We start from the raw sequence: 25239 nt of genomic DNA on the forward strand, positions 1-25239 counted from the left end.
CCTTTCGATGGTGGCGCCGGCCGACCTCCCGGCGCGCGTCGCCGAAGTCGCGTTGTTCGGCCGTGGCCGTGGCGCGTTCGTGTATCATGAAGGGATCGGCCGCAATCCAAGCCTCGCCGACCTGCATGCCGTGCTCTGTGCCAACGTCACGGTGGAGGAACGCCAACTGCTCTTCGATCCCGAGTTCGGCCTCGCGCAGATCCAGATCGGAGAAGGCTGCGGTTCGCTGACCATGCCGATGACCGATGCACGGCTCTCGGCCATGACCGCGATGGCCACCGAAGAACTGGTGCGGCTGGCCGCGAACAACGCGGCCGACGGAGACATCGCCGTCGGGATGACGTCGCCCGACGGCCCCTCGACCACCTGGCGGCGGCTCAAGGTACCGCCGTTCATCGAAATCCCCGTGGACGGCGGCGACTGGACGTTGCGCCTGGTCGCACGCGTTGCGGGCATGATTCGAGACGACATTGCCAACTACCCGGGCGTTGAAACCGGCGGGCTCCTGGTCGGTTCGTGCAGTTCGCTCATGAAGACGGTGACGGTGGTCGACTTGATTGAGGCCCCGGAAGACAGCCGGCGGACACCCACGCTGTTCGTGCTCGGTACCAAGGGCATGAAGCGGCGGATCGACGCCCGTTTCGAAGACAGCGGCCGCTCGCTGCTCGACGTGGGCACCTGGCACAGCCACCTCGCCGAACAGGGCCCCTCGCCCACCGACCGCAAGACGGCCAGGCAGGTGGCGGCCGAACGCTCTCCGCCGGCGATCCTGCTGATCGCCACCCCGACCACCTACCATGCGATCATGCATCAGGAGGCACGATGAACGAATATCTCGACCCCTACGCCATCAAGGCGCGCCTCGCGCCCGCAGCCCTGGCGATTGCCCCGGTCATCGTGCTGATCGTGCTGGCCTTCAACTGGGCCCAGCCAAGCCTCCCCGAGGCCATCATCAGTCTCGCCGTCATGGTTCTGTTCTTCGCCGCGTCGAATGTGGCCCGCCGGCTGGGCAAGAGGAAGGAGCGGCAGCTGTTCGCGACGACCGGCGGGCGGCCGGAAAACCGCGAACTCAGCTATCTGGACAAGACGTTGGACGATAGGACCAAGGACCGTTACCGCAAATTCCTTGCCCGGCAGCTCGATCAGCCGGCGCCGACGCGCGACATGGAGGTCGAGGATCCCGACGAAGCGGCCGCGTTCTACGTGCAGTGCTACAACTGGCTGCGCGAAAACACCCGCGACACCGAGAAATTCCGGATCCTTTTCAACGAGAACATCGCCTACGGCTATTACCGCAATCTCCTGGCGCTGAAGCCCTACGGCATCATGCTCAATCTGTTGACCATCGCGGCCGCAGCCGCGATCATCTACTACAAGCCCGATTTCGCCGAGCTGACCCACGGCAAGCTCGTCGCACTCGGCATCCTCGCAGCCGTCCATGCGGGCTACCTGATCTTCGGCGTCACCCGGCGCGCCGTGCTTGACGCCTCCAAGGCATACGCTCGCCAGCTCACGCTCAGCTGCGAAGCTTTGATCGTACAGATGAAATCGGCCTGAGTTTCAACGCGCGAGTGTGGCGCGCGAGCGTCGCAAAGCTGTACAGGTTCCGGTTTTTGAGCCAAGCTGGTGCGGATATGAAAGCCTGCCCGTGACAGATCGCGAAATCCACCTGTACCTCGACGACAGCGGCAGCCGCGAGCCAGACCGAGAGCCCAAAGAGAAGCGCCGGGACGAAATGGATTATTTCGCCCTCGGCGGCATCCTCATCAACGAGGAAGACGTCGACGAGCTCTATGCCCGCCACAAGGTGTTCTGCCAGAACCACGGCATCACCTACCCGCTTCACTCCTGGGCGATCCGGGGCGGCCGTGGCGACTTCGGCTGGCTGAAGAAGCCGGAGACCGCTTTTGAATTCCTGGGAGATTTGCAGGGAATGCTGCTTGCGCTGCCCGTGATCGGCATCGCCGCGGTCATCGACCGACCGGGCTATGTTGCCCGCTACCGCGACCGGTACCGGGACCAGCTCTGGTTCATGTGCAAGACCGCCTACTGCATCCTGATCGAGCGCGCCGCCAAATATGCCCGCAGCCAGGACCGCAAGCTGCGCGTGTTCTTCGAGAGAGCCGGCAAAGCCGAGGACCGCGACCTGGTGGCCTACACGCGGATCCTGAAGACGCAGGGGATGCCGTTCGACGGTGCCAACTCCGCCAGCTACGGGTCGTTAACCGCCGAGGAGTTCAGGGACATCGTGCGCGGGGAGCCGCGCGGCAGAACCAAAACCACACCGATGTTGCAGATCGCCGATCTCTACCTTTATCCGATGGCCAAGGGCGGCTATGACCCGTCCTGCCGGCCCTACAGGGCCCTGATGGACCACAAGCGTCTCATCGACGCGCACCTGCAGCCCGAGGACCTGGCATCCTGCGGCATCAAATACAGCTGCTTTGAACGGATAAAAAACAAAGACCCGGACTAGCCGGGCCTTCGTTTTGAAAAGTTCGGCTGGCGCCTAGCGCCAACCCCGGAGCGATGCTCACGTCCAAAGTATGGGTATTGACACTCTCTTTGTCAACACCCCGGGTGAACCTCTGGTCGGGGGGCCCCTACCTTATCGCTTGCATATAGCACGGTTCGTCTAATCGACACTTCATATTTGTAACTGGTTATCACGGCTCGGCGGGACTTGCGCGGGGGGGGGTCAATTTTGCACGCGGCCAGTGGAGCAGCGCGTGAAAGAGCAAATGAATAGGCGTGTCGCCAATATTTTCGTATTGCTCTAATCGATTATAGTTGTGAAGCGCAATTTCAGCCCGTTTACTTGCCGCTCAAGTCACGCATAAAAGAAGGTAGCACCGATTCGGTAGCTTATCCCCTGTCTTTTGCGTACTCGCGGCCCGTGGCGCCGAGTGGACGATTGAAGATCGCCGGTCTCACTAGCAGGTGGGCACAAGCGCCTGGGGCCGGTTGGCAAGCCACAGGAGTAGGACAAATGTCGAAGGATTCGGGTAAGGGCGATCACGGCGGCGGGCCAGGCAAGATTGAGATCACGGTGGTGGTGAACGGCCAGCCCACGCAAGTCGAAGCCAATCCCAACCAGCCGCTTCACGTCGTTCGTGCCAAAGCCCTTGAGAACACGCAGAACGTCGCCCAGCCGGCCGAGAATTGGGAATTCAAGGATGAGGCCGGCAACCTGCTCGACGTTGACAAAAAAGTTGGCGATTTCGGTTTCGCGAACATTGTGACCCTGTTCCTCAGCCTGAAGGCGGGTGTAGCAGGTGCCTGAAATCCAGACTGTGGACCCTGCGGTCTCGCGAGCGAAATTCGATCGGCAGATCGGCTGGTTCCAAACACAAGCGGGCGCTTACCGGGCTCAGGGTTGTTTCCTGATCGAGGCGAGATTCCCTACTGCCTTCTTCATCTTCGCACCGCCCAAGATAAGGCCACAGATAATCGGTGCAGCTGTCGAGATCGACTTCTCCAATTACGACCTCCGACCTCCGTCGGTAGTCTTCGTCGACCCCTTTACCCGCCGGCCGGTTGCCCGCAAGGATTTACTGCTAAGTATGCTCAGACGACCGCATCTACCCGGAACCCCACCGGATATGATTTCGGTCCTCATGCAGCAGAAAGCTCTGTCGCTATCGGACTTCCTCCAGGCCAACAGTGCGGAACATACGCCATTCCTGTGCATGGCAGGCGTCCGGGAATACCACGACAATCCAGCCCATTCAGGTGACTCATGGCTTCTCCACCGGGGTTCTGGCGAAGGCTGTTTGGCCTTTATCCTGGACAAGATCATCAAGTACGGGACCGGCCCCGTGGAGCAGATACAGTATCAGTTCCAAATCTCAGTGGGAGCGATGGTAGTACCCCCATCCGCCATCCCGGAATGAGCGTTTTGATGGATGTAACGACCGTGACGCTCCCGCGCCACTGCATCTCGACTGTGCATGCGCATCTGCGCTCGGTTGGTCGCGAAGGCAATGAGGGGATGGCGCTCTGGGTCGGCGTTCAGCAAGACCAGCATTTTGCCGTAACAGAGACCGTTATCCCGGCGCAGCGTCACATTCGGACGGGCGATGGTGTTTGCGTGATGGTTCCGGCCGAGGAACTGCACCGGCTTAATGTCTGGCTCTACAATAGCGGCCTGAAACTCTTGGCCCAGATCCATAGCCATCCGGGCCGAGCCTACCATTCGACGACCGACGATGCTTATGCGGTTGCTACCACTGTTGGGTGTCTGTCGCTGGTAGTGCCGAATTTCGCCCGCGAGCCTTTCGATTTTGCTCGAGTCGCCGCCTATCGGCTCGACGGAAAAGCCAACTGGAATGCGCTCCCTTCCGCGGCACTGTCGCGAATGATCACAATAACGAGTTGAACAATGGCACTCGCTAACTTCATCGACCGCGCCGCCACGGCGGCATCTCAGGTCCTAGCCGATTTTCATCTGGAGGACTTTAAAGCAGCTCTTGAAAAGCAGGTCGTGGCCGTCGCCTTTGACGATCAAGCCGCTTCCTGCGCCGAAGGCCAGGCGACACTAGATCTTGCGGTGAGGTTGCTCGCCAGGCTCTATCCAGTTCTGGCGATACTCCCGCTGGGCACCGCGGCAAGCTCTCAAGCCCAAGCGCTGGAGCGCTTGGCAAAGTCGATAAATCCAAAAGTTGGCATCCGGCGTTCCGGCAAGTCTGCCACCATCTGCGTAGCTGCAGGGGTGACGCGCCCACCACTCCGGTGCCCGACCTTTTTCATGGGATCGGAAGGTTGGGCGGCAAAGCTGTCGCGTACGGACCCGGTGGGCTCCGGCTCGAGTTTGCTGCCCTATGGAGCTGGCGCCGCCAGTTGCTTCGGCGCCGCCAACGTCTTTCGAACCATCTTCGCCGCTCAGCTGACCGGCGCCGAGTTAGACGAAACCATCGACCTCTCGTTATACAGCTACGACAAGACCAAAGCCGGCGAGGCAGGCCCGATCGACATACCTGTCGACCTTGGCGAAACGCACCTCGTTGGGCTCGGTGCGATAGGCCATGGCTCGCTTTGGGCGCTAGCGAGACAACCCGGTCTCACGGGACGTCTGCATGTAATCGATCACGAAGCAATCGAACTCTCAAACCTGCAGCGCTATGCCTTGGCCGGCCAGGCGGAGATTGGCATGTCCAAGGCGGTTCTTGCAGCCACCGCCCTTAGATCGACGGCCCTTGGGGTCGAGGCGCACCCGCTGACGTGGGCAGAATATGTTGCGCGCCAGGGCGACTGGGTCTTCGACCGAGTGGGTGTGGCGCTTGACACCGCCGCCGACCGTCTGGCGGTCCAAGGTGCTCTGCCCCGATGGATCGCGAATGCCTGGACGCAGGAGCACGACCTCGGCATCTCGCGGCACGGGTTCGATGACGGCCAAGCTTGCCTTTGTTGCATGTACCTGCCGTCCGGGAAATCCAAGGACGAGCACCAGCTGATTGCCGAGGAACTCGGAATACCGGAAGCACACGAGCAGGTGAAAACGCTCCTGCAGACCAATGCCGGAGTTCCCAACGACTTTGTAGTTCGGGTGGCTACAGCGATGGCTGTGCCGTTTGAACCGCTAGCCCCGTTTGTTGGCCAGCCCCTGCGTTCCTTTTATCAGCAGGCTATCTGCGGCGGTCTGGTGTTCCAGCTCAGTGATGGAAGTCGCCGCGGTCGAACCGTGGTTCCGATGGCCTTCCAGTCAGCGCTTGCCGGGATTATGCTTGCCGCCGAGCTCGTCAAACATAGCGCGGGTTTTCCCGTGGGCCCGACGACGAGCACTCGGGTGAATCTTCTGCGCCCACTTGGCTCCCACTTGCACGATCCAAAGGCCAAGGATTCCAGCGGCCGCTGCATCTGTAGCGATGACGATTTCATTGCAGCTTACAGGCGCAAATACGGCAAGAGCGTCGTACAGCTAAGCGATGTCTCCGCCGCCTAAGCAGACGCGCGAATGTCTCCGTTGCCGCCGGGCGGCGATGTGCGCGCCACTACGAAACGTTATGTCCGCTCCTCTGCCGTCCGAGGGTCCATGAGATAGCCTCCCCACGCGCCACACCGGAAACCTCCTTTCCGATGTACCGATCAAGCACCGGCCTCCACGGCACGAGCGTGAACTCGCGCGACTTCTCGATCACGGCATATTTGCCGCTGGCAAGCTCGACCGATCGGCGCAGCGTGCCTTCTATTCGTTCTCCAGGCTGCGCTTCGGCATACGAGAGACCGAGCTGATCCGACAGCTGGCCGGCGACACGGTTCAGATCGCGCTGGCGCAGGATCGAAATCATGTTGGCACGATAGACGACCCGGTCCTGTTCTTCGTGCGCGAGGCCTTGCGCGGTCAGCCACTGCCGCCGACGGGCATGCGCCTCCCGCACCTCATGCCCGAAGCCTGAGTTGCGCAACGGCTCCGGTCTCTCGGCAACCAGGTTCCGGTCGAGCCAGGTGGCGCCTTCGAAGCTGACTTGGCGTTCCAGCGGCATTGATGAGAGCTTCTCGACTATCACCGGCTCGACCCTGGCCCGCAGGCGCTCGTATTCCGCGACACGATCAAGATGATCCGGCGCGATGATCCAGGTGCCATTCGGCTCGCGCTCCACGCCGCCGGTAGAGCGCCGGATCGCCTCCAGCCGGCGGATATGCGTCTCGGCAAAGCTTTCGGTGGCGAACGCATCATGCTTGAGGTGCATATCGACGCTGTAACGGCCGCCGTGTGCGGTAGCGATGTCGGCGATTGTACGGTCGTCTTGCCTGGGCTTGGTATCCCTCGACGTGACACGCACGATGCAGCCGTCGGGCGTCGGTTCCGTCAACTCGCCTTTGCCGATGTCTATCCAATGGCTTTTGCCGTCAACGCCGTCGACGATGAGGTAATGCCGATCGTTGATTTCGTCGGCGAGCCCGCGCGCGAAGAGGCGGCCGACGACCGGTGGGGAGGGCTCTTCACGTCGATCGTGGACAAGGTAATCGGCGGCACTGCGAGCGAGCCCCTTGCCAGTCAGCTCGCGGTGCATGGTCTTGATGATGTCGCCGCGTTCGCCGGTGCGGCGCAGCGTGGCTTCCAGCTCATCATCCAGGCGCCAGCGGACCGGGTCGACCTCCTCGGCCAAGCCCAGCCGCCATGCGCCATGGTTAGCGTTGTTCGTAGCGGCGCGGCGGGCACAGCTGAGCCCGCATCCGAAGTCGACGAGGAAAGGGTATTGCTCCACCGATTTCCGAAGAAGGCCACTGGTCGCAATTGCCCCTGTGGGCCGTGGCGATCTTTTGGTCGCGCTTGCGACATTCTTGTCAGCCTTCGGGACACAACAATGTTTTCGGATAGGCGCGCACGAGGGAGCAAATCAAGGAATCTCAATCATGCAAACGCCGTGACGCCCAGCCGGACTCGATCCTCACGGCGTGGAGACCGGCGCGCCGTGCTGAAGAGCTCGAAGGTGTCAAAGGCCTTCCTCGACAGGGGGAGCAGCAACAGCGCGACCGTAGGCGCGACGGCCGCGTCTTCGCAGATCGCAGCCTGCGCACGCAATTACACGCTAGAGACAAAGCCTTACGCGGTCGATGCAGTGCCCGCCGGCGTGCGGCAATGCATCGGCTCGGCCCGTCCGGAACGGTTTTCGCCTTCCCTAGCCGGTGCGGAAGTTCTGACTACTCCGACAGTACAGCACCTTTGCTCGGTCCGGGTGACCACGCGATTGTGCGGCGCGCTCGGTCTCGGTCAAGGCACGGCGCCCCTGCTCAAGCCGACAGGGCTTCGGCAAAAGATAGTCCGATTCGGTGCCCCCAAGTGAAATGGCATAGCGCTTGCTGTTATCCGTTAGAGCCCACCAAAGCACGTAGAAAGCTATGAACAGAACCATGGCAAAAACGCGAAGTTCCATACAAGCGCCCAAGGAGACCGTGCACATTGGCGCCGAACGTCCCCTCCAGACGTCCCTCCTCCGGTATCTGATTTGCTATGGCTGGTTCGAGACTGACGGAGCCGTGGCGCTCGCCCAATTGTCGCTTACCCGCCTCCGCCAGGAGGATGCCTTTTTTGGAACACGGCATCGACCAAGTGCGGCCTCTCGGGCCCAGGACTGTCGTCGACGCGATCAACGTGCATCAGGCGACGGTAAGCCGGGTGACGTCGAACACATACATGCAGACCCCGCGCGAAGTGTTCGAACTGAAGTATTTTTTCACCGTCGCGAGCGCGTCCTCCCAAGGTGGCGACGCGCGGTCCCCCCCGAAGCTGTCCGCCATCGGATCAAGGCGACAATCGCCGACGAATCGCAAGATGACGTGCTTTCCGACGACGACATCGTCGTCCGGCCCAAGGAAAGGGCCATCGATTTGCGCGCCGCACCGTCACAAAATATCGCGAAGCGATGAACATCCCCTCGTCCGTGCAATGCCGCAGGGAATGGCGCTTCTGGCGTTAATGCGGGTCAACGCAGCAACCCGAGTTTGCAGCACATCCAAACTGGAGACCCTGTTGATGACCGAATCCGCTACGGGCTTCATGGACGGAGTTCTGCATGACCCAAAACAGCCAGATCAACGGTCTGGTCCCGCATGGGGTGCAGTCATTTCGCTTGCCTTAGGCACCTTTGGGCTTGTGACGGCAGAGTTTCTGCCTGCCAGCGTGCTGACGCCGCTCGCGCATGATCTCTCTATCACCGAGGGTGCAGTTGGACAGGCGCTGACAACGACCGCCATCGTGGGGGCGATCTCGGCGCCGACGATGGCCGTCATCACAAGGCCCCTGGACCGCAGGATCGTCATATGGGCGATGACGCTGCTGCTGATCCTGTCGAACGTTCTATCGGCCGTCGCGGGGTCGCTCCCGGTTCTCCTGGCCGCCCGCGTCGTGCTCGGCATAGCACTCGGAGGGTTTTGGTCGATTTCGGCAGCGCTGGCGATGCGGCTCGTTCCAAGTCACCTCCTGCGGCGCGCCATGTCGATCATCCTCACCGGCGTTACCTGCGCTACCGTTTGCGCGGCTCCAATCGGCGCCTATGTCGGCGATATCTGGGGATGGCGAACCGCCTTCATTATCGCTGCGGTCGTCGGCGCCGTTACGCTGGTAGTGCAACTCATAACCATTCCGAGGCTGCCTCCGATTGGAGTGGCCAGCTTCCGCAGTCTGCTGGATGTGGCCAAGAATCCGATGATCAAAGTCGCGATGTTGGTCGTCCTGCTGGTCGCTTCCGGGCACTTCGCCGGCTTCACCTATATCCGCGCCTTCCTTGAGAAGTTTCCCGCGCTTGATATCGAGACGATCTCGCTCGTGTTGCTCGTCTTTGGCATCGGCGGCTTCTTCGGCAATTTGGCCGGCGGATTCCTGGCCGAGCACAGCCTCAAGGCAGCCGCGGCGCTGCCGCCCCTGCTCATTGCGATGGCCACTGTCTCGCTGCTGACGCTGGGAGCATCGGCTTGGGCCACGGCGATTGCGGTTACCGTATGGGGCTTTGCCTTCGGCGCGGTGCCCGTGGGACTGCAGACATGGATGGTGCTGCACGCTGCTCCCGAGCAGGCCGAAAGCGCCGGTGGGCTGATGGCCGCAACGTTCCAGGTGGCCATCGCAGCGGGCGCGATTTTCGGCGGACTACTGATGGACAATGCCGGCGTCGCCAGTGCCCTTGCCTACAGCGCCGTTGCCTCATTCCTCGGCGCCCTGACAGTGTTCTTGCTCGGCCCGAAGCGCGAACCCCAGACCACCTGACAGAGAGGCCATCAGTGCAGCGCGGGAAAGATGCAATCATCAGCCGCGCGGTGCGATCCTACGCACGATTTTTGGCGGTTGCAGGCCTCGTCTCCGGGTGATCGGACGCTGTAGTCCGGTCGATTTCGACCGGCGGGGGCGTTTCGAATGATGGTGCCGACGAGAGAAGCTAAGAGTGCCGGACCGAACCGGACCGCCTCGCCGTCGACCGCTCTGGCATGGCGACAATGCCGCTGCAGTGTGGTTATAACCACCTGAATTTTGAAAGATCCTCCAACAGGCGAGAACACGCTACGTGGCCACAAAGGCCGCCGCTAACCGTTAGAACGTGCGGTCTATGCGGCTTTGTCTTGCGGCGAGCATCGGGCGGATCGCGCGCCTGGTCTCTTACATGAAGCTCGGGGCCGAACATGCCCCGCGGCTTCTGATTCGGCCCGAAATAGTAGGATCGTTCGGCGATGTCGTAGTTGTATTCACCAACTGTAATCCAGCCGCGATTTAACGTCGACAGACCCACGCGGCGGATTTTCCAGCGGCGGAATCTCAAGCGCCGCCTGCCCTTGGCAAGGCGGCTTACCGGAATTCGGCAGGACGACGAGACGAGTTATCTCACGCTCAGGATCCCCGCAATTCGGTGCGGCGCATGGCGAAAACCTTCAGCCTCGCATAGCTTGCGGTAAAAGTACTTCTTCCACTTCATGTTTTTGGTGTTGCCGGCTGCCAGCGTGGGGAAACACGTGGCACGCCGTCATGCAAAATCATCGAATGTGCGTCAGACCCAATTTTGCACGCCGGTTCGCACCCGTATGAGGCGCTGAGTAAATCGAGACTGAGACCAGGAGTGCCCGCGACTTCACATGCGGGATGCCTCCTGCAACATTATCTGCCGCATCCAGATGCTTGCCGGATCACTGTTGTGGAGGGTGGGCCATTGGACGGCCTCGGTGAACGTGGGTAGTGGCCGCGGAAGTTCGATGATCCGCAAGGGGAAGGTTTTTTTGAAATGCTGAACCAGCCGGAAGGGCATGGTCGCTATCCGAGCTGTGCCTGAGACCATCGGCGGGATCATGCTAAAGGCCTGTACGACGATCTCGACACGTCTCTTGAGACCATGCTCAAGCAAAAACTGTTCCTCGATGGAGGGCATCTGGGCACCGCCGACCCTGAACGCAATGTGTTTCATCGACACGTATCTCTCGAATGTAAGCTGACGTGGCAACTGCTTGTTCGTGGGGCAGCCCACGCACACGAATGTCTCGTCGAACAGCGCCGCTCTTGGATGGGCGCTCGACATGAAAAATTCCGGAAGAATCACAAAATCGACGTCGCCGCGCCGGAGAAGCTCATCGGGGTCGTTGTCGAGCGGCCGCAATTCGAAGCTGACGGCGGGTGCTTCGCGTGCAACCCGCTCCACGACCTTTTCAAAAAACACGAGTGTGGCGAAATCGGAAAGAATGATCCTGAAGCGGCGATCGGATTGAGCCGGATTAAACGGATCCCAAGAAATAATCGAGCATTGGATGTGCAAGAGTGCGCCACGAACTGCGGGGGCGAGTGTTTCCGCACGCGGGGTTAGAACGCGTTCGCGGCCGCTCATCGTAAACAGTTCATCGTTGAAATAGTTGCGCAGCCGGGCGACGGCCGCGCTCATGGCCGGCTGACTAAGGTTGATGCTGCTTGCCGCCGCCGTGAGGTTGCGCGCGGTCAGCAGTGCGTCGAGCACGACGAGAAGGTTCAGATCAAGGCCTTTGAAACGCATGCCTCATCTGTCCGTAACGTGGTTGTTTGTCATCGTGACCATTATGGGCGCTCGTTTACGGTCCCACTCAGAGGTGTTGTGTCCCGACCTGCCGCCCGCGCGCGTGGAGGACGTGCTCGTCGTAGTTATGGGGATAGCGCGGCCGACGAGCGAATGGCCGACCGGTACAACAGTCGATCGGATAGGTCCGGAGCTATGAAACATGTCGATTACAGATGCGAATTTTTCACGTGGCTAATTGATTACAGATTGAGATTTGAGCAGACTTGGGCGTGGCGGCGCTCCGACAACGATCCGCGACACATATCCGAGGTGGCGCGCAATACTGCGAATTGCCATCGCTATGACGACAATCGCCACTCCAAGCACAGTTGCGAAGGCGATTCTGGTCGTGAGATTCCAGACTTCTCCAAACTGTATCAAATCCATGAGGCGAAACACGGCACCCTGGACCAGGTAAAGCAGCAGCGTGCTCTGACCAAGCTGCACCGCGACAAAGCGAGCTACTCTAGTCGAATAGACAAGTCTCCAGCATTGGAACATAGACTGCATTGCTACCGCAGAAGCCGCCAAAGAGCCAGAGAACATCAGAAAAACTTGTTTAGCTGACGGTTCATCATGAATTAAAACGAGATTGTTGTAGGCATAAGTCTCCTTGCCCCACCCGAGGAAGCATATGAAAGCCGCTATCGACAATAAGACAACAAAAATCGATTTGTAACGCCAGATGACGCCATTCTGCCATCCGATCGGCTGGGCAAACAGGAACCCTAAACAATAAAATGGGTAAGTGTATTTTAACAACGGGGTTATTGATAACGTGATGGGTGCGAATGCGACCGCAATTGCAGATGCGCTTATGATCCACATCGATAGACGGTTGAACGTTGTAAGAACTCTAATCAGAATGAACGAAATAAATGCGGCCCATATGAACCAGTAAGTTCCAATAACTTCCGTTGACAAATCTAACAGAGTATCAGTCAAACTCTTCGTAGGAAAAATAACTGCGGACTTTAACGTCCAAATCAACGTACACCAAAATAGCATTGGCAGTAGTAGCTGCATTGCCCGCTCACTGGCACCCTGGGTGAACGATTTTCGCAAAATTGCCCCAGAAGAAAGATATCCGCTTATTGCCATAAAGAGGGGCATATGAAACATGTAGATCGACTTGAAATACGGCGACAGCCAGAAAGCGTCGGTGCCCCGATAGATAAAATATTGTAGCAGATGCCCAATTATCACCAAAGTGATGAGTATGCCTTTCGCGAAATCAAAGCTTAGGTCTCGGTTGTTTGTCCCTGCTGGGCACGAGCCGTGTCCCTTCGCTCCGGCTCTTATGTGATCAAGCATCAGACTCCAGCCTATCTGTTGCAGTTGCTACTTGCCGTTTCTGGGCACGGCGAGCGCGGTGCAAAGGATCGAAAATCACGCGGATCGCGGCGTGGTATGGAGGGCCGATTGGCTGCAACCGAGCGGACAAAATCCCAGCGCCTGATCGCAAACCTCGAGCGCATTGGCGGTCGCGATCATGTGTGGCGATGCGAACGCCCGGCACTATGGTCGTCTGGCCGTCTCTGCAGAACCTCTCAAGATGGTTTCGCAACGGGTGCCGAACCATGCCAAAAGCGAATGGAATGCCACGCTGCTGCAGCACCGGACGCATGACGCGGATAGAATGGCTCATTCCGAGTCTCTCAAGATCCGGGTGCATCCTGTACGATCCGAGTTCCCCTACCAAGAAATCAACCTCGCCAACCGTGAAGAAATGGCGCAGCAGGTCCTAGTGAGCTGCTACGCCGTGCACATCAGAGCCGATTGCGCGAACCTTCGGCCCTGCACCGGCCCAGCTACTACCGCCTGAAAGCCCCTGTCGCCCATGGGCCTTTTGGAAGAAGGCGGAGAGTTCGACATGACCGGCTACTTGCAAGTCATTTCCCAGCACACGCTGCAGAAGCAGTGGCGTGGTCGGGCGCATGCCAAGTGCGGTCATCTATGCAGCGCCCTGGAAGTTTGGTAAAATCGATTGTTTAGATCGCGAGCATCCACGCTATGGATAAGTGAAAGCCATGCGCTTCAAAGGCCTTGATCTGAATCTTCTCGTCGTGCTCGACGCACTGCTAACCGAGCGGACCCTCACGGCGGCGGCAAGCAGCATCAACCTTAGTCAGCCGGCCATGAGCGCGGCCGTCGCCCGGCTGCGCGACTATTTCAACGATGAACTGTTTACGACGAGCGGCCGCGAACGTGTTCTAACCCCGCGTGCGGAAACACTCGCCCCCGCAGTTCGCAGCGCACTCTTGCAAATCCAGTGCTCGATTATCTCTTGGGATCCATTTAACCCGGCTCAATCCGATCGCCGCTTCAGGGTCATTCTTTCCGATTTCGCCACACTCGTGTTTTTTGAAAAGGTCGTGGAGCGGGTTGCACGCGAAGCACCCGCCGTCAGCTTCGAATTGCTGCCTATCGACGACGACCCCGATGAGCTTCTCCGGCGCGGTGACGTCGATTTTCTGATTTTTCCAGAATTGTTCATGTCAAGCGCCCATCCAAGAGCGGCGCTGTTCGACGACACGCTCGTGTGCGTGGGCTGCTCCACGAACAAGCAGTTGCCACGGCAGCTTACATTCGAGAGATACATGTCGATGAGGCACGTTGCGGTCAAGTTCGGGCGGACGCTGAAGCCCTCCATCGAGGAACAGTTTTTTCTTGAGCATGGTCTCAAGAGACGTGTCGAGATCGTCGTGCAGGCCTTTAGCATGATCCCGCCGATGGTCTCAGGCACAGCTCGTATAGCGACCATGCCCTTCCGGCTGGTTCAGCATTTCAAAAAAACCTTCCCCCTGCGGATCATCGACCTTCCGCTGCCGCTTCCCGCATTCACCGAGGCCGTTCAATGGCCCGCCCTTCACAACAGTGATCCGGCAAGCATCTGGCTGCGAGAGATATTGCTACAGGAGGCGTCTCGAATGACTTCTCCGGGAGACGCCAAAAGGCGCCCTAAGCAGCCCTAATTTACTCCCGCGTCTCACGCCGGCACTCGCGTCAATAGCCCGTGTCGGAAGAGAGCGATGCTCGCGGCAAGTGCGCCTGCGAGGTCGTCCAGCGGGTGGGCTGCGTCGACAAACGGTGCAAATGAGAAGGGCCCCCCATAGCCGCCATCAAGCAGCGCCCGGATCTGGCTGCCATTGTCGGAACCGACTAGGACGCGATCGGGGTAAATCCAGTGGATCGGATCGTTCACGCTTGAAATGTGGACGAGACCGGTCAGCTCGGAGGAGAAGAACGCCTCCCCGGCAAGCGTGTGGTGGAACGTGTCGTGCACGAGGCGGAAGACGGATTGGCCATCAATGGCGGCAATGGCCTTAGCCGCTTCGTTCTTCGATCGAAGCGAGCAGGTCCGGAAGCCCAGCGGCTCGATGAGACCGATCAGACCGCGCGACTGGAGGATCGGCTTGAGCGCCTTCAAGGCGACGAGGAGATCGCCCCGGCGCTCGGCATTGGCGGGCCAGGAGCCGCCGTTGACCGGCACCAGCATGAGCGTCGTGGCTCCGCAGGCCGCTGCATAATCGGCGAGCTTGCTCGCCTCGGCCCTGCGGGCGGGGGTCCACTCATTGAAGCGCTGCAAGGCATTGACGGAAATAATCCCAACGCCTGTGTCGGCGGCCGCAGACCGGACGTCCGCCGCCGGCTCGCCGCGTGCCATAGCATTGCTGCCCGGTTGGCTGCGGATCTGGACATCGGTTAGGCCCTGGTCGCGGGCAAAAGCGAAAAGTGCCCTGACGTCAAGTCCGGGCGTCGCCATATAATCGAGTGCAAAGCGGGGCGATGCTTGGCGCATGGCTTGGCTTTCCTTCCATGAAACGGGCGTCATTCTCGGCTGACTGGCTTCTATCGTGCGTTGATTCGCGAGGGCCGAAATGATGGGCATGAGCGAGGCGAGGCAGTCGTACTCACGTTTCTCTCACGCTATGTTTTTCTCTCATTTATGAGCCGACGTTCACCCAAACGGCGGTGCCGCGCCTCCTGAGACATGGCTTGAATAGGTGCAATGACCGAACTGACTCGCAGCCATCCAACTGCTTCCGCAAGGTACCCGCCAACCCTGAAAGATGCCCAATCGATCAAATTCAAAGTCAGGCAGCAGGGTGTTTCGCCAGAGCGAGGCCGACGCCCAGCGCGATCATCGCGCCACCTGACGCCTCCCTCAGGCGGCGGATCAACCCGGGACGCGCTGCCGCGCCGTCTTGAATGCCGCTGGCCACGACGGCAACCACGATGTCGGCGAGCGTGTTGAGCGCAATGGACACGGAGCCAAGCACCACGAATTGCAGAGCCACGAGCCCTGCGCTCGGATTCACGAACTGCGGAATGAAGGCGAGGAAAAAGACTGCCGTCTTCGGGTTGAGCGCCTCGACCAGTACCCCCTCACGAAACGCCCGCCGGGGTCCGACTGGACCCACTGCGGCGCCGTCATCGCCGCCAGTCGCTCCCTTGAGGCGGGCGGCTTGAAAGGTGCGAAAGCCGAGCCAGACGAGGTAGACCGCGCCGAACAGCTTTAATGCGGAGAACAGTTCCGAGCTCTCGAGCACGATCGCGGAAATACCTAAGCTTGCGGCGAGGACGTGGATCATGCCCCCCAACCCCGTGCCGAAGCTGGAAGCGATACCTTCCCGACGACCACCGGCGAGCGTGCGCGCGGCAACGTAGAAGATGCCCGGACCGGGGGTGATGGCGAGCACGGAGGCCGCGGCGAGGTACAGGGCGAGAGGGGTCAGTTCTGGCATGATGGTCGATTCCGACGAAGTTCATGATTATTTTGGGATGAGAGCGGCGACGTCGCGGTCAGATGCCCGCTCGCTCGCCGCAAGGCCCGCCGCCACGCCAGCGCGGTCGGCCGCGTTCCGGTTCTGGCTCATTTTGCGCTTGCCCTCCAGCCTCGTGATTGGCATGCGCAGGCCGACGATTCCCCGGAGTTGCGCCTGTACAAAATCCGGCGGCGCGTCCGACACGGCCCAAGGCGAGGCGCGCTCGCCCTCGTGGTGGTCGGTCAGCCGATTCACGACGTCCAGCAGTCTTCCCGCATCCTCGAAGAACTCGACCGGGCCATAGGCGTGGACGGCGACGTAATTCCAGGTCGGGACGACCTTCCCGGTTTCCCGCTTGGTCGCATACCATGCCGGCGTCACGTAAGCGTCCGGCCCCATGAAGATGGCCAAGCCGTCGCCCAGCGGCGGAACACGGCACTGGGGATTGGCCTTCGCCAGGTGCCCGTAGATCACGCCGTGCTCGCCCTCGCTCTCGTCAAGGAAGAGGGGCAGTGGCGTTGCGAGCGGCCCTTCCGCCGTGACGGTAACGAAGTTCGCCAGCAGCGCCGCGCGAATGGTCGCGCGCAGGCATTCCTTGTCGTCGTCGCGGAAAGCGGGAGGGATGTACATCGCGAAACTCCTTGCGTTATCAGGTCAGATACTGGCAAGCTGGCATATTGGAAACAGCCAGTCAGAAGCTTTTGAGGCGGTCCAGTTGGGGAAAGTTGGCATCACGCGCCGCATCGGAGCACCGGAATCCCCCGGTGCCGGTCACGGTATGCAAATTGCTTGCCAAACCTTTTGGACGCAGCCAGCGATCCCGCTTGGTCGCGCTATGTGAGCCTGCGGCAAGCCCAATGAAATCGATCCAACGCAAAGTGAACCACATTCAAACAATCGTCGAAAAGTGAACCTACCGGCGATGAGGCATGCCGAGAGCCTGCGCGGGTTTTCACTGTAGCAGGTGACAACACTACCCTTAGCCAACGGGTCGGAGCCGACCAGTTTGTCCGATGTCGACGAAGTGCTTGTTCGCAGCGGCCTGTAAGCCTTCATAAGCGAGACCACACAGGTACTGGCTGGGAAAGCAGGTCCGTGGGATCTCGCATTTCAGTGATGTTCTGGAAGCGAGCGAATTTCATATCCCCTGGCATCTAATGCAGGAATCAGATTGGACAGCGCCATAACGGTCTGGTTGCGCAGACTGGCTTGAGTGCTCCGTGTCGACTCGTCGGGAGGGCATCCGTCGTGCAAGAGCACGATTGCGCCGGGGCGTACCGAGGCGAGCACTGCATCGACGATCGCGTCGGTGCCGGGGCGCGACCAGTCTCTTGGGTCGATCGACCAATGAAGGGCCGCCAGCCCCGCGATCTCTGAGGCAGTGAACACTTCTTCGCTCCAGGCGCCGTATGGCGCGCGAATGTAGCGGATCGAGGCCTGCGGGCATGCCAGCATGATGGCCTGGTTCGCCTCAGATACCTCACGTTGCACTTCGCCCAAGCCGCATTTGGACAGGTCCGGATGAGACATCGTGTGGTTGCCTACCTCATGCCCTTCTGCGATCATTCGCTGGATGAGATCCGGATGCTCTGCAGCGTAAGCACCAATGACGAAGAATGTCGCTGGCACCCGATTTTGCGCCAGCACATCGAGTATCTGTGGTGTGAAACATGGATTGGGACCGTCGTCAAACGTCAGATAAACGCTTCGACGCCCGGTGCCGTCAGCGCATTCACTCTGCACCTCCCATCTGTCATCGAGACGCCTCATAGCTGCGAACCCTTGCGGTCAATTGTTGTACCGGTCGGCCATTCGCAATCGGCATAACCCCGATCCTTGAGGTAGGGGCCTACGCTATCGGGGGGAGCTTGTCGCGAAGAGCCGACGCGATGCAGCTTGCGCCGATCACCGATGTACCTGGTCGAAAAGGGGATCGGCTCGCTTGATGTTCGGCGCAGACCAGGAGGGACACACCAGAAAATGCTCCTCGGAGCCAACGCATGCATCGACTATCTCCTTAGGGCTGCATCCTTGAATTCTTCCTATGGGACGTTCTGTACAATCGGCAAAATCGATTGTTTCGATGACAAGCATCCACGTTGCGGATAGATGAGACAAAGGCTTGGATCGCGCAACCTCACGGCGGCGGCAGCAGCATCAACCTTAGTCAGCCGGCCATGAGCGCGGCCGTCGCCCGGCCGCGCGACTATTTCAACGATGAACTGTTTACGATGAGCGGCCGCGAATGCGTTCTAACCCGCGTGCGGAACCGTCAGCGTCTCAGAGTCGAGCGACGACGTCGCGCAGCATCTCGACGCCTTTTTCGATCTGCCGGATGCTCAGGGCGGAATAGCCCATGACAAGCCCGACGCGGTCGGCTTCGCCTGCTCCCGACTGCCGATGATAAAGCGGCGAAATCGGGTGCAGACCCAGACCCGCGTATTGGGCAGCTTCGACCAACGCCGTTTCACGCGATCGCGGCAGGTCGTTGAACCATATGACGACGTGCAGTCCAGCCTCTGCCCCCTGGACGGCGATCCGACCTTGAAAACTCCGCTTCAGGGCGGTCAGCAATGCCTCCCGGCGCTCGCCGTTGATGCGGCGCACGCGGCGCACATGGCTTTCATAGCCACCGCTCTCGATCAGAGAGGCCAATGACTCCTGCCCCGCCATCGGAGAATGCCGGTCGGCAAGCTGCTTGGCGGTTTCGAAAACCTGCAGGAATTCCGCCGGGACGACGAGATAACCGATCCGCAGCATCGGCGAGAGCGTCTTGGAGATGGTGCCGAGGTAGATGACGGCCCCATGATCCTCGAGGCTATGCAGCGGGGGAACGGGGCTGATATCGTAGCGATATTCGCTGTCGTAGTCGTCCTCGATGACATAGGCGCCCTGCTCCCGCGCCCATTCCAGAAGCTGATGCCGCCGCGGGATCGGCATGACGCCGCCGAGCGGAAACTGATGCGAGGGCGTCACATAGGCCAGCCGGGCCGCGACCCCCGCCAGTTGCTCCGTTTGCATGCCGTGATCGTCAACCTCGACGGGAACGGGCGTGGCACCTGTACTGGCAAAGACCTGGCGCGCCATCCTGTAGCAGGGGTCCTCGATGACGAAGCTGTCCCCGGGGTCGAGCAGCAGGCGCGCGCAGAGATCGAGGCCCTGCTGCGAACCATTGACGATGACGATCTGCTCGGGGTCGCAGCGCACAGTACGGGCGCGCCAGAGATAGCCCTGAAGCGCTTGGCGGAGCCGGCTCGAACCGCACGGATCGTCATAGGCGAGCCGTGCCGGCCGCTGCGCCATCGCCGCGTTCATCGCGCGCTTCCAAACCGATGCGGGGAAATCTGAGGGCGCCAGGACGCCATAGCGGAAATCAACCTTCAGCGTGTTCGGCAGGTAATCCGGCCAGCGCGGAGTACCACGCAGCCGTTCGCCATAGCTTGACAAGTGAACCGGGCCGAACCGTTTTGGGGGATTGGCGGTCAGCTCATGTCCCAGCACTGAGGATGCGACACGAGGGCGCGCGCCTTGACGGATGTCGATGAAACCTTCCGCGGCCAGCTGCTCGTAGGCGACGGTGACGGTCGTTCGCGAGACTCCAAGTTCCTCGGCGAGACCACGGGAGGACGGCAGCTGGCTGCCGGTGCCGTAAACGCCTCTGAGGATCTGCTCGCGAAGCGCTTCGTAGATCTGGCGCGCGCCCATGCCATGCGAGCGGGTTGAAGCACCGGGACCTGGAGACTGGACCATTTCTTTTCCTGCCAACTGGACATTCCATATCAACCAGTTTGCAGCCACTCCTTCCGAAAGCCAAGAGCACGTCTGAAGCCGATGCCCGAGACCGCAATCCAAGACCGGAAAGTGGCACATCTGCGAACGATGCCAAATTCGGCTTCGCTACCCGCGCGATCCATCACCGGCTACGATCCGGCTGGTTTTCCCAATGCCGTTCAACCACGCGCCTTCCTGAACTCGACCGACGATTGAAAGTGTCGCGGCGAATGAGGCCGCAGCCTTGGCGGCGCAATCCTCGGCGACGCGGAACCCCTCCACACGCTGTACGAAACGGCCTTGCGCTACATCACCGGCGCGGCGCTCCCGACCATGTCGGCCTTCCTGGTTCTGCGCGGGCTGAAAAGGACTCTCACGCTTCGCCTGGAATGGCACAGCACCACGGCGCTTGCGATCGCGCAGGTGCGCGACGGGCATTCGGCCGTGGGCTGGGTGAGCTCCCCTTCCTCGACTCGCATCCCGATCAGGCGATGCCCGAAAGCAGATGTCGGGCATCGCCAACGCTAACCGCGCGGGTGGCCTTGACCAACAGATCTCGAGTCCTAAAGAAAGCGCCGGCGAAATCCGCAATGGCGTCATAATTGGAGGGCGAAGGGTCAAGCCGCGCTAAAACATGATCGTCGCCCCACCAACGCATTTGGCCAAAAAGCATCTCAACGACGAATATGCCGGCTTGGCGCGCCGTAAGGCGGCCGCCTTATCCCGCGAGCGGCGCAGCCCGCTCGCACGTCCCGTCCGCTATGCGGAGCACCAGGCTGATGCCGGAGACCATAGGCAGTCACCGAACCGGCTCCGCCGTCGAGAAACGACAAATTGGTGCTGTTTTGGGCCACCGGCAAGCAAATCCATTACTGATCCTCGACTGCCGGTTAGATGGGTTGAACATGACATGCTCGCGAGCAGATGCAATCGTCAGGATCCTTGCCTCAGCCGATGGATTGGGCACAGTCATATGAAGATGCTTGGACAGACCGGTGTTTCGGCAACTGCTATCTGTCGTCCAGCGATTGGCATCAGTTTTGATGGACGCGAGCAGCTTGCGAGGGACGCATGCGAACGCGGCGCTGCTCCCACAACCGTCGCAGTTCTCCTGTGAGAGCCTCGCGCTGGGCCTGATCAAGCGTAATTGTATCGAGGAGATCCGCGAGCACGGCTTCGCCTTCGATCCGCGTCAGCAGATCGAACAAGTCATGTGAAATACGCACACCGTCACGGCTGGAGTGATCCGTTCGGATTTCGCAGATGGTCTCCTGGCGATCCAGCGCCGTGTGAGCGCGGACCTTGTACAGGGATACATAAGGCGGCAATGAAACCGCTAGCGCAGTCCAATCCTCCAGCGTTGCGGCCCGTTTTTTGACAAGGAACGGCCCGACCACAAGTCCATCCAACTCTGTCGTCAGGAACGTGGCAATCGAGTCTGCAACTGAATCCACGATCGGCTCGGCATTGTTGTTAAAGGACGTATTGAGCAGAATTGGGATGCCAGTGCGCTGCTTGAAGGCATTGATGACGTCCCAGTAGGCCGGACTGGCCTTGCGCGATACTGTTTGCAGCCGAGCCGTACCGTCGACGTGGGTAATGGCGCCGAGCAAACCACGCTTGGAGTCGCGCACACGGACCACGAAATTCATGAAGGGAAATTCGCACGCACTGCCTGGGAGGTCGAAAAATTCGCGCGCATCCTCCTCCAGCACTGATGGGGCGAACGGGCGATAGCCTTCCCGCTTCTTGACCATGGCGTTGATCCGGTCCTTGTTTGTGGCGGGCCTGGGGTCGGCAAGAATGCTGCGATTTCCGAGCGCGCGCGGCCCGAACTCCGAACGACCTTGCACCCAGCCGATCACGGCGCCACCGGCCATCCACTCGGCTGCCCTATCCGCCACCTCCTCAGTGCGTTCAAACTCCAGGTGCCCCGCCCATGCCTTTAGTTCCTCTTCCACAGCATGATCGCTCGCGAGATCCGGCCCCCAATAAACCTCCTGCAATCGCGCACGCGGCGCGGGGCGGCCCAGCTCACCAGACACGATTAGTGCAGCGCCTAATGCGCAGCCAGCGTCGTGCGATGCGGGCTGCACGAAGATGTCTTCGAAAAGGCCTGAATAGAGCAGCTTGCCGTTCATGGAGCAGTTGTGCGCAACGCCGCCGGCCAGGCACAACCGAGTCATCCCTGTGGCCTCACGATGATGCCGAAGAATGTGAAACACGATGCGTTCGAGCGCTTCCTGTAACGACGCACTCACATCTTTATGCTGCTGGGTGAATGGCATTCCCTTTTGCCGGACCTGAATGGTGCGAAGCAAAGTCGGACCGATGCGGTCCAGGTGGACGCGATACTCGCCGTTTGCAGACAGTTCATAGAACTGCTCGAAAAGCTCGCGATAGGGAACGGGATCGCCGTAGGGGGCAAGCCCCATTACCTTATATTCATCGAACAAGCCGTAGCCGAGATACCGGATCACCTCGAGATAAAATAGCCCAAGGGAATTGTTCTCTGGGAAAGTCGCGAGTTGCGAAATTTCAGCACCAGATCCTACCGCCACAAGACCCGACTGGAAATCACCAGAGCCATCAATCGCGAAAATCAGACTTTGCTCGAAGCCCGACATTGCAAAAGCACTCACGGCGTGCGCCTGATGATGACTTACGAATGAGATACGCGAAGGGTCGAGCTCGCTACCGAACTCCTGCGCCAACAGCTGCTGCACCAAAAATTTGGCATCCAACGGAATGGAGGCGTCCGGCTCGGAAGCAAGCATGTTTTCGAGCATGGCGTTGCAATAGGCTTCGGTAGCGTAGTACGCCACATGATCGATTTCGCTGAGCTGAACCCCAGCGGCTGAAAGACAGTATTGAACCGAACTGATTGGGAGCTTGTTGGAGTGCTTGATCCGATTGAGGCGCTCCTCTTCTACGGCCGCGATGACCTGTCCGTCTCGGACGAGCACCGCAGCGCCATCGTGCATGAATGTATTCGCAATCTGGAATCGGTTTTCATAGACTTTGTCTAATCCGCCGCTCAATCCTAGACACAGCATCTCGCTCTCCGTTTATCGTACAGGAAGACTGAATTGGCCTGTCTCAAGGCCGTTTGATCAAAAACACAGGCTGCGTTGTCGTTCGCCGCCGCGAACGCCAGTCAGACATCACCAACCTCAAAGAAATTCTCTTACGCCTGGATCAACATGAGATTCTGTGATCGAGGTCCCGGGCGTTCCATAACGTTGAGAGATTGAGTGGATGCCACGAAGACCCTGGGTTGGATGCCGATTTGCGTTGGCGATGTCGTTTTTATTTGCAGCACGAAGTCCGTAGCGCATTGTTTATCTCGCTCTCTTTCGTCAGCGCATTAGTCGGCGGCGCAACAGCGCCATCGAGAGGAAGAATGGCAACAGCGCGTACAGGCCGAGCACACCGACGTGCAGGGCGATGCCGCTGATCGGGCGATCAAGCATAACCGGACGAATGAGGTCGATCGCATGTGACAGCGGCATGCATCGCGCTATCTGCTGAAAGGCGCCAGGCAGCTGGTTCAATGGGAAAACGGCGCCCGACAGGAACAGCATAGGTGTGAGGACAAGCGTCTGGTAAAACACGAAGTAATCGTAGCTGGGCGAAAGTGCGGTGACGATCATCGCGAGGCTCGCAAATACGCACCCTGTCAGAGCAATGATTGGCAGCGCATAGAGTACGGACGGCCAGGCGGCATAGCCCAAGGTTGCGGTGACGATGGTAATAGCCGTACCGGCCATGAAGGCCTTGGTGGCTGCCCACGCCAGTTCACCCAGAACGATGTCGCCGAGGGTAACGTGCGTATACAGCATGGCTTCCCATGTGCGTTGAGAATGCATGCGAGCGAAAGCCGCGTACAATGTTTCCAGGGTAGATGCGGTCATCGCACTTACCGCGACCATGCCGGCCGCCAAAAAGGCGATATACGACGCACCGTCGACGCGGCCGACCATTATGCCGAGGCCGGTGCCTAGGCCGAAAAGGTAGATCATAGGATCGGCAAGGTTACCGAGAAGCGACACGAGTGCGACTTTCTTCCATGCCAGATAGTTGCGTCGCCATACCGCAACCCAGTTCCACGCATTGGCCGGCAGCGCCGCCGCAAAACCTTCAATCATCGTTCACTCCTCCATCTCGCGCCCGGTCAGCCGCAAGAAAACATCCTCGAGATTGGCTGGACGCAGAAGAAGACGCAGACCTGCTCGCCCCTGCAGTTGCGTGCGCACCTGGTCAGGGTCTGGCGCATAGCAATAAAGGGTTTCGCCGCTGACCTCGATGCGCTGGGAATGTGGCTTGACCAGCGAAAGCAACTCGTGCGGATCGCCGCCATAAATCTCCATGACCTGGCATCCGATATGCTCGTCGATCAGCGCCTGCGGGCCGCCTTCGGCGATGTTGCGGCCCTTTTCGAGCACGCACAGCCGATCGCATAATCGCTCAGCCTCTTCCATGAAATGCGTCGTTAGGATAATCGTCTTGCCGCGTGCCAACAGGGCGCGCAGCCGCTCCCAGATCAGGTGGCGCGCGTGCGGATCGAGGCCGGTGGTCGGCTCGTCCATCACAATGAGCTGGGGGTCGTTGATCAACGCCCGCGCCATTGTCAGGCATCGCTTCATGCCGCCGGACAGTTCCGAGACGCGCGCATCCGCCTTGCGCTCGAGGCGAGCGAACTCGAGAAGCGACGGGATGACCGCTTCGCTCTGACGTGTGCTCATGCCGAAGTAGCGTCCGAACACCAGCAGGTTCTCGCGTACGGTGAATTCCTGGTCAAGATTGTCGAATTGCGGGACCACGCCAATGCCCCTGCGTGCCAGCCGAGCGCGCGCCGGCACCGGGACGCCGAGCACCGTGATCGTGCCCGCGTCAGGGCATGTCATGCCGAGGAGCATACGCGCAATCGTGCTTTTGCCCGCCCCGTTTGGTCCGAGGAGGCCGAAACACTCTCCCGACGCAACGGAGAACGACAGTTCGTCGACAACGATCTTGTTCCCATACGACTTGGTTACGCCGGCAAAATCGACTGCCACGGTCGACAGAGAGTCAGGCACGGAGCTTTTCGCGCTTGTTTGCCCGTGAGACTCCCGTTCGATCGCAGGAGTCTCGAATCGCCGCAAATCCTCTGGGCCCAACTTACGCTTCAACACTTGATGTTTCTGGTCCTGGCT

At 59.9% G+C, this 25239-nt stretch carries 22 protein-coding genes and 4 pseudogenes; 13 read left to right on the forward strand and 13 right to left on the reverse strand.

Translation table 11 applies throughout. The features are described 5' to 3' along the window. The 7 genes from FCU66_RS26320 to FCU66_RS26350 form a co-directional block, all read left to right on the forward strand. The coding region (locus tag FCU66_RS26320) for a Mov34/MPN/PAD-1 family protein (RefSeq protein ID WP_181956570.1) at window positions 1-826 on the forward strand (826 nt) is incomplete at its 5' end. Beyond that, window positions 823-1557 carry a hypothetical protein gene (locus FCU66_RS26325; protein WP_136625454.1) on the forward strand — a complete coding sequence of 245 codons (735 nt, stop codon included), beginning with the start codon at window positions 823-825 and terminating at the stop codon, window positions 1555-1557. The genes FCU66_RS26320 and FCU66_RS26325, both read left to right, overlap by 4 nt. 91 nt (window positions 1558-1648) lie before the next feature. Then, on the forward strand, window positions 1649-2476 hold the full coding sequence (locus tag FCU66_RS26330) for a DUF3800 domain-containing protein (RefSeq protein ID WP_168991867.1): 828 nt from the start codon (window positions 1649-1651) through the stop codon (window positions 2474-2476). Window positions 2477-2989: 513 nt separating this feature from the next. Continuing rightward, complete coding sequence (locus FCU66_RS26335) at window positions 2990-3283, forward strand: DUF2604 domain-containing protein (RefSeq protein ID WP_027033387.1); 294 nt, start codon at window positions 2990-2992, stop codon at window positions 3281-3283. Then, entirely contained in the window at window positions 3276-3893 is a 618-nt protein-coding gene (locus FCU66_RS26340; protein ID WP_097577013.1) for a putative metal-binding protein, read from the forward strand. Before FCU66_RS26335 ends, FCU66_RS26340 begins: the two co-directional genes overlap by 8 nt. Before the next feature lie 8 nt (window positions 3894-3901). Next, entirely contained in the window at window positions 3902-4378 is a 477-nt protein-coding gene (locus tag FCU66_RS26345) for a Mov34/MPN/PAD-1 family protein (protein ID WP_224713146.1), read from the forward strand. A 3-nt stretch (window positions 4379-4381) separates the two neighbouring features. Then, entirely contained in the window at window positions 4382-5941 is a 1560-nt protein-coding gene (locus tag FCU66_RS26350) for an E2 ligase fold family C protein (protein ID WP_136617898.1), read from the forward strand. A gap of 49 nt (window positions 5942-5990) precedes the next feature. On the opposite strand, the gene FCU66_RS26355 is transcribed toward FCU66_RS26350, so the two are convergent. Further along, the gene (locus FCU66_RS26355; RefSeq protein WP_246094014.1) at window positions 5991-7109 is read right to left on the reverse strand and encodes a DUF3363 domain-containing protein; all 1119 of its coding nucleotides are present in this window, start codon (window positions 7107-7109) and stop codon (window positions 5991-5993) included. A gap of 920 nt (window positions 7110-8029) precedes the next feature. On the opposite strand from FCU66_RS26355, the pseudogene FCU66_RS26360 reads away from it, so the two are divergent. Both FCU66_RS26360 and FCU66_RS26365 read left to right on the forward strand, forming a co-directional pair. After that, window positions 8030-8420: pseudogene (locus FCU66_RS26360) on the forward strand (RNA polymerase factor sigma-54); the annotation flags it as partial. 56 nt (window positions 8421-8476) lie between these two features. Next, window positions 8477-9703, forward strand: coding sequence for an MFS transporter (locus FCU66_RS26365; protein ID WP_136617914.1), 1227 nt, complete (start codon window positions 8477-8479; stop codon window positions 9701-9703). 473 nt (window positions 9704-10176) lie between these two features. Here the strand turns inward: FCU66_RS26365 and FCU66_RS26370 are convergent. Together FCU66_RS26370 and FCU66_RS26375 are read right to left on the reverse strand one after the other, a co-directional pair. Further along, window positions 10177-10445 (reverse strand): annotated as a pseudogene (locus FCU66_RS26370) (nitrogen fixation protein NifQ); the annotation flags it as partial. Window positions 10446-10556: 111 nt separating this feature from the next. Beyond that, entirely contained in the window at window positions 10557-11462 is a 906-nt protein-coding gene (locus FCU66_RS26375; RefSeq protein WP_010913836.1) for a LysR family transcriptional regulator, read from the reverse strand. A 43-nt stretch (window positions 11463-11505) separates the two neighbouring features. On the opposite strand from FCU66_RS26375, the gene FCU66_RS42080 reads away from it, so the two are divergent. Beyond that, window positions 11506-11661 carry a GNAT family protein gene (locus FCU66_RS42080; protein WP_274609110.1) on the forward strand — a complete coding sequence of 52 codons (156 nt, stop codon included), beginning with the start codon at window positions 11506-11508 and terminating at the stop codon, window positions 11659-11661. A 35-nt stretch (window positions 11662-11696) separates the two neighbouring features. Here the strand turns inward: FCU66_RS42080 and nolL are convergent, their stop codons facing one another. Beyond that, a complete protein-coding gene (gene nolL / locus FCU66_RS26385) occupies window positions 11697-12818 on the reverse strand; it encodes a nodulation factor fucose acetyltransferase NolL (RefSeq protein ID WP_136617897.1) in 1122 nt (373 codons plus the stop codon). Then, window positions 12811-13458: pseudogene (locus FCU66_RS26390) on the reverse strand (GNAT family protein). Before FCU66_RS26390 ends, nolL begins: the two are co-directional and overlap by 8 nt. Window positions 13459-13534: 76 nt before the next feature. Between FCU66_RS26390 and FCU66_RS26395 the strand changes: the two are divergent. Then, window positions 13535-14479: a LysR family transcriptional regulator gene (locus tag FCU66_RS26395; protein WP_136617896.1), complete on the forward strand. Its 945-nt coding sequence runs from the start codon at window positions 13535-13537 to the stop codon at window positions 14477-14479. 14 nt (window positions 14480-14493) lie between these two features. Here the strand turns inward: FCU66_RS26395 and FCU66_RS26400 are convergent, their stop codons facing one another. The 4 genes from FCU66_RS26400 to nodB form a co-directional block, all read right to left on the reverse strand. Then, window positions 14494-15306: a TIM barrel protein gene (locus tag FCU66_RS26400; RefSeq protein ID WP_168991866.1), complete on the reverse strand. Its 813-nt coding sequence runs from the start codon at window positions 15304-15306 to the stop codon at window positions 14494-14496. Window positions 15307-15601: 295 nt separating this feature from the next. Next, entirely contained in the window at window positions 15602-16252 is a 651-nt protein-coding gene (locus FCU66_RS26405; protein ID WP_136617895.1) for a LysE family translocator, read from the reverse strand. A 27-nt stretch (window positions 16253-16279) separates the two neighbouring features. Beyond that, on the reverse strand, window positions 16280-16903 hold the full coding sequence (locus FCU66_RS26410) for an FMN-binding negative transcriptional regulator (RefSeq protein ID WP_006328898.1): 624 nt from the start codon (window positions 16901-16903) through the stop codon (window positions 16280-16282). Window positions 16904-17383: 480 nt separating this feature from the next. Beyond that, window positions 17384-18043 (reverse strand): chitooligosaccharide deacetylase NodB, encoded by a 660-nt coding sequence (gene nodB / locus FCU66_RS26415; protein ID WP_136617894.1) that lies wholly within the window; start codon window positions 18041-18043, stop codon window positions 17384-17386. Window positions 18044-18382: 339 nt separating this feature from the next. Here nodB and FCU66_RS26420 point away from each other — a divergent pair. Further along, window positions 18383-18531, forward strand: a pseudogene (locus FCU66_RS26420) (LysR family transcriptional regulator); the annotation flags it as partial. Window positions 18532-18553: 22 nt separating this feature from the next. Here FCU66_RS26420 and pdxR read toward each other — a convergent pair. Beyond that, window positions 18554-20023, reverse strand: a complete 1470-nt coding sequence (gene pdxR, locus FCU66_RS26425; protein WP_136617912.1) for a MocR-like pyridoxine biosynthesis transcription factor PdxR — start codon at window positions 20021-20023, stop codon at window positions 18554-18556. 321 nt (window positions 20024-20344) lie between these two features. On the opposite strand from pdxR, the gene FCU66_RS26430 reads away from it, so the two are divergent. After that, window positions 20345-20572: a PLP-dependent transferase gene (locus FCU66_RS26430; RefSeq protein ID WP_246094015.1), complete on the forward strand. Its 228-nt coding sequence runs from the start codon at window positions 20345-20347 to the stop codon at window positions 20570-20572. Window positions 20573-21078: 506 nt separating this feature from the next. Here the strand turns inward: FCU66_RS26430 and FCU66_RS26440 are convergent. The 3 genes from FCU66_RS26440 to nodI form a co-directional block, all read right to left on the reverse strand. After that, entirely contained in the window at window positions 21079-23100 is a 2022-nt protein-coding gene (locus FCU66_RS26440) for a carbamoyltransferase family protein (RefSeq protein ID WP_136617892.1), read from the reverse strand. Window positions 23101-23403: 303 nt separating this feature from the next. After that, on the reverse strand, window positions 23404-24192 hold the full coding sequence (locus FCU66_RS26445; protein ID WP_010913823.1) for an ABC transporter permease: 789 nt from the start codon (window positions 24190-24192) through the stop codon (window positions 23404-23406). A gap of 3 nt (window positions 24193-24195) precedes the next feature. Further along, window positions 24196-25218, reverse strand: coding sequence for a nodulation factor ABC transporter ATP-binding protein NodI (nodI, locus tag FCU66_RS26450; RefSeq protein WP_006328887.1), 1023 nt, complete (start codon window positions 25216-25218; stop codon window positions 24196-24198). Window positions 25219-25239 lie beyond the last annotated feature (21 nt).

The organism is Mesorhizobium norvegicum, assembly GCF_004919685.1.
Classification (GTDB): Bacteria; Pseudomonadota; Alphaproteobacteria; order Rhizobiales; family Rhizobiaceae; genus Mesorhizobium; species Mesorhizobium norvegicum.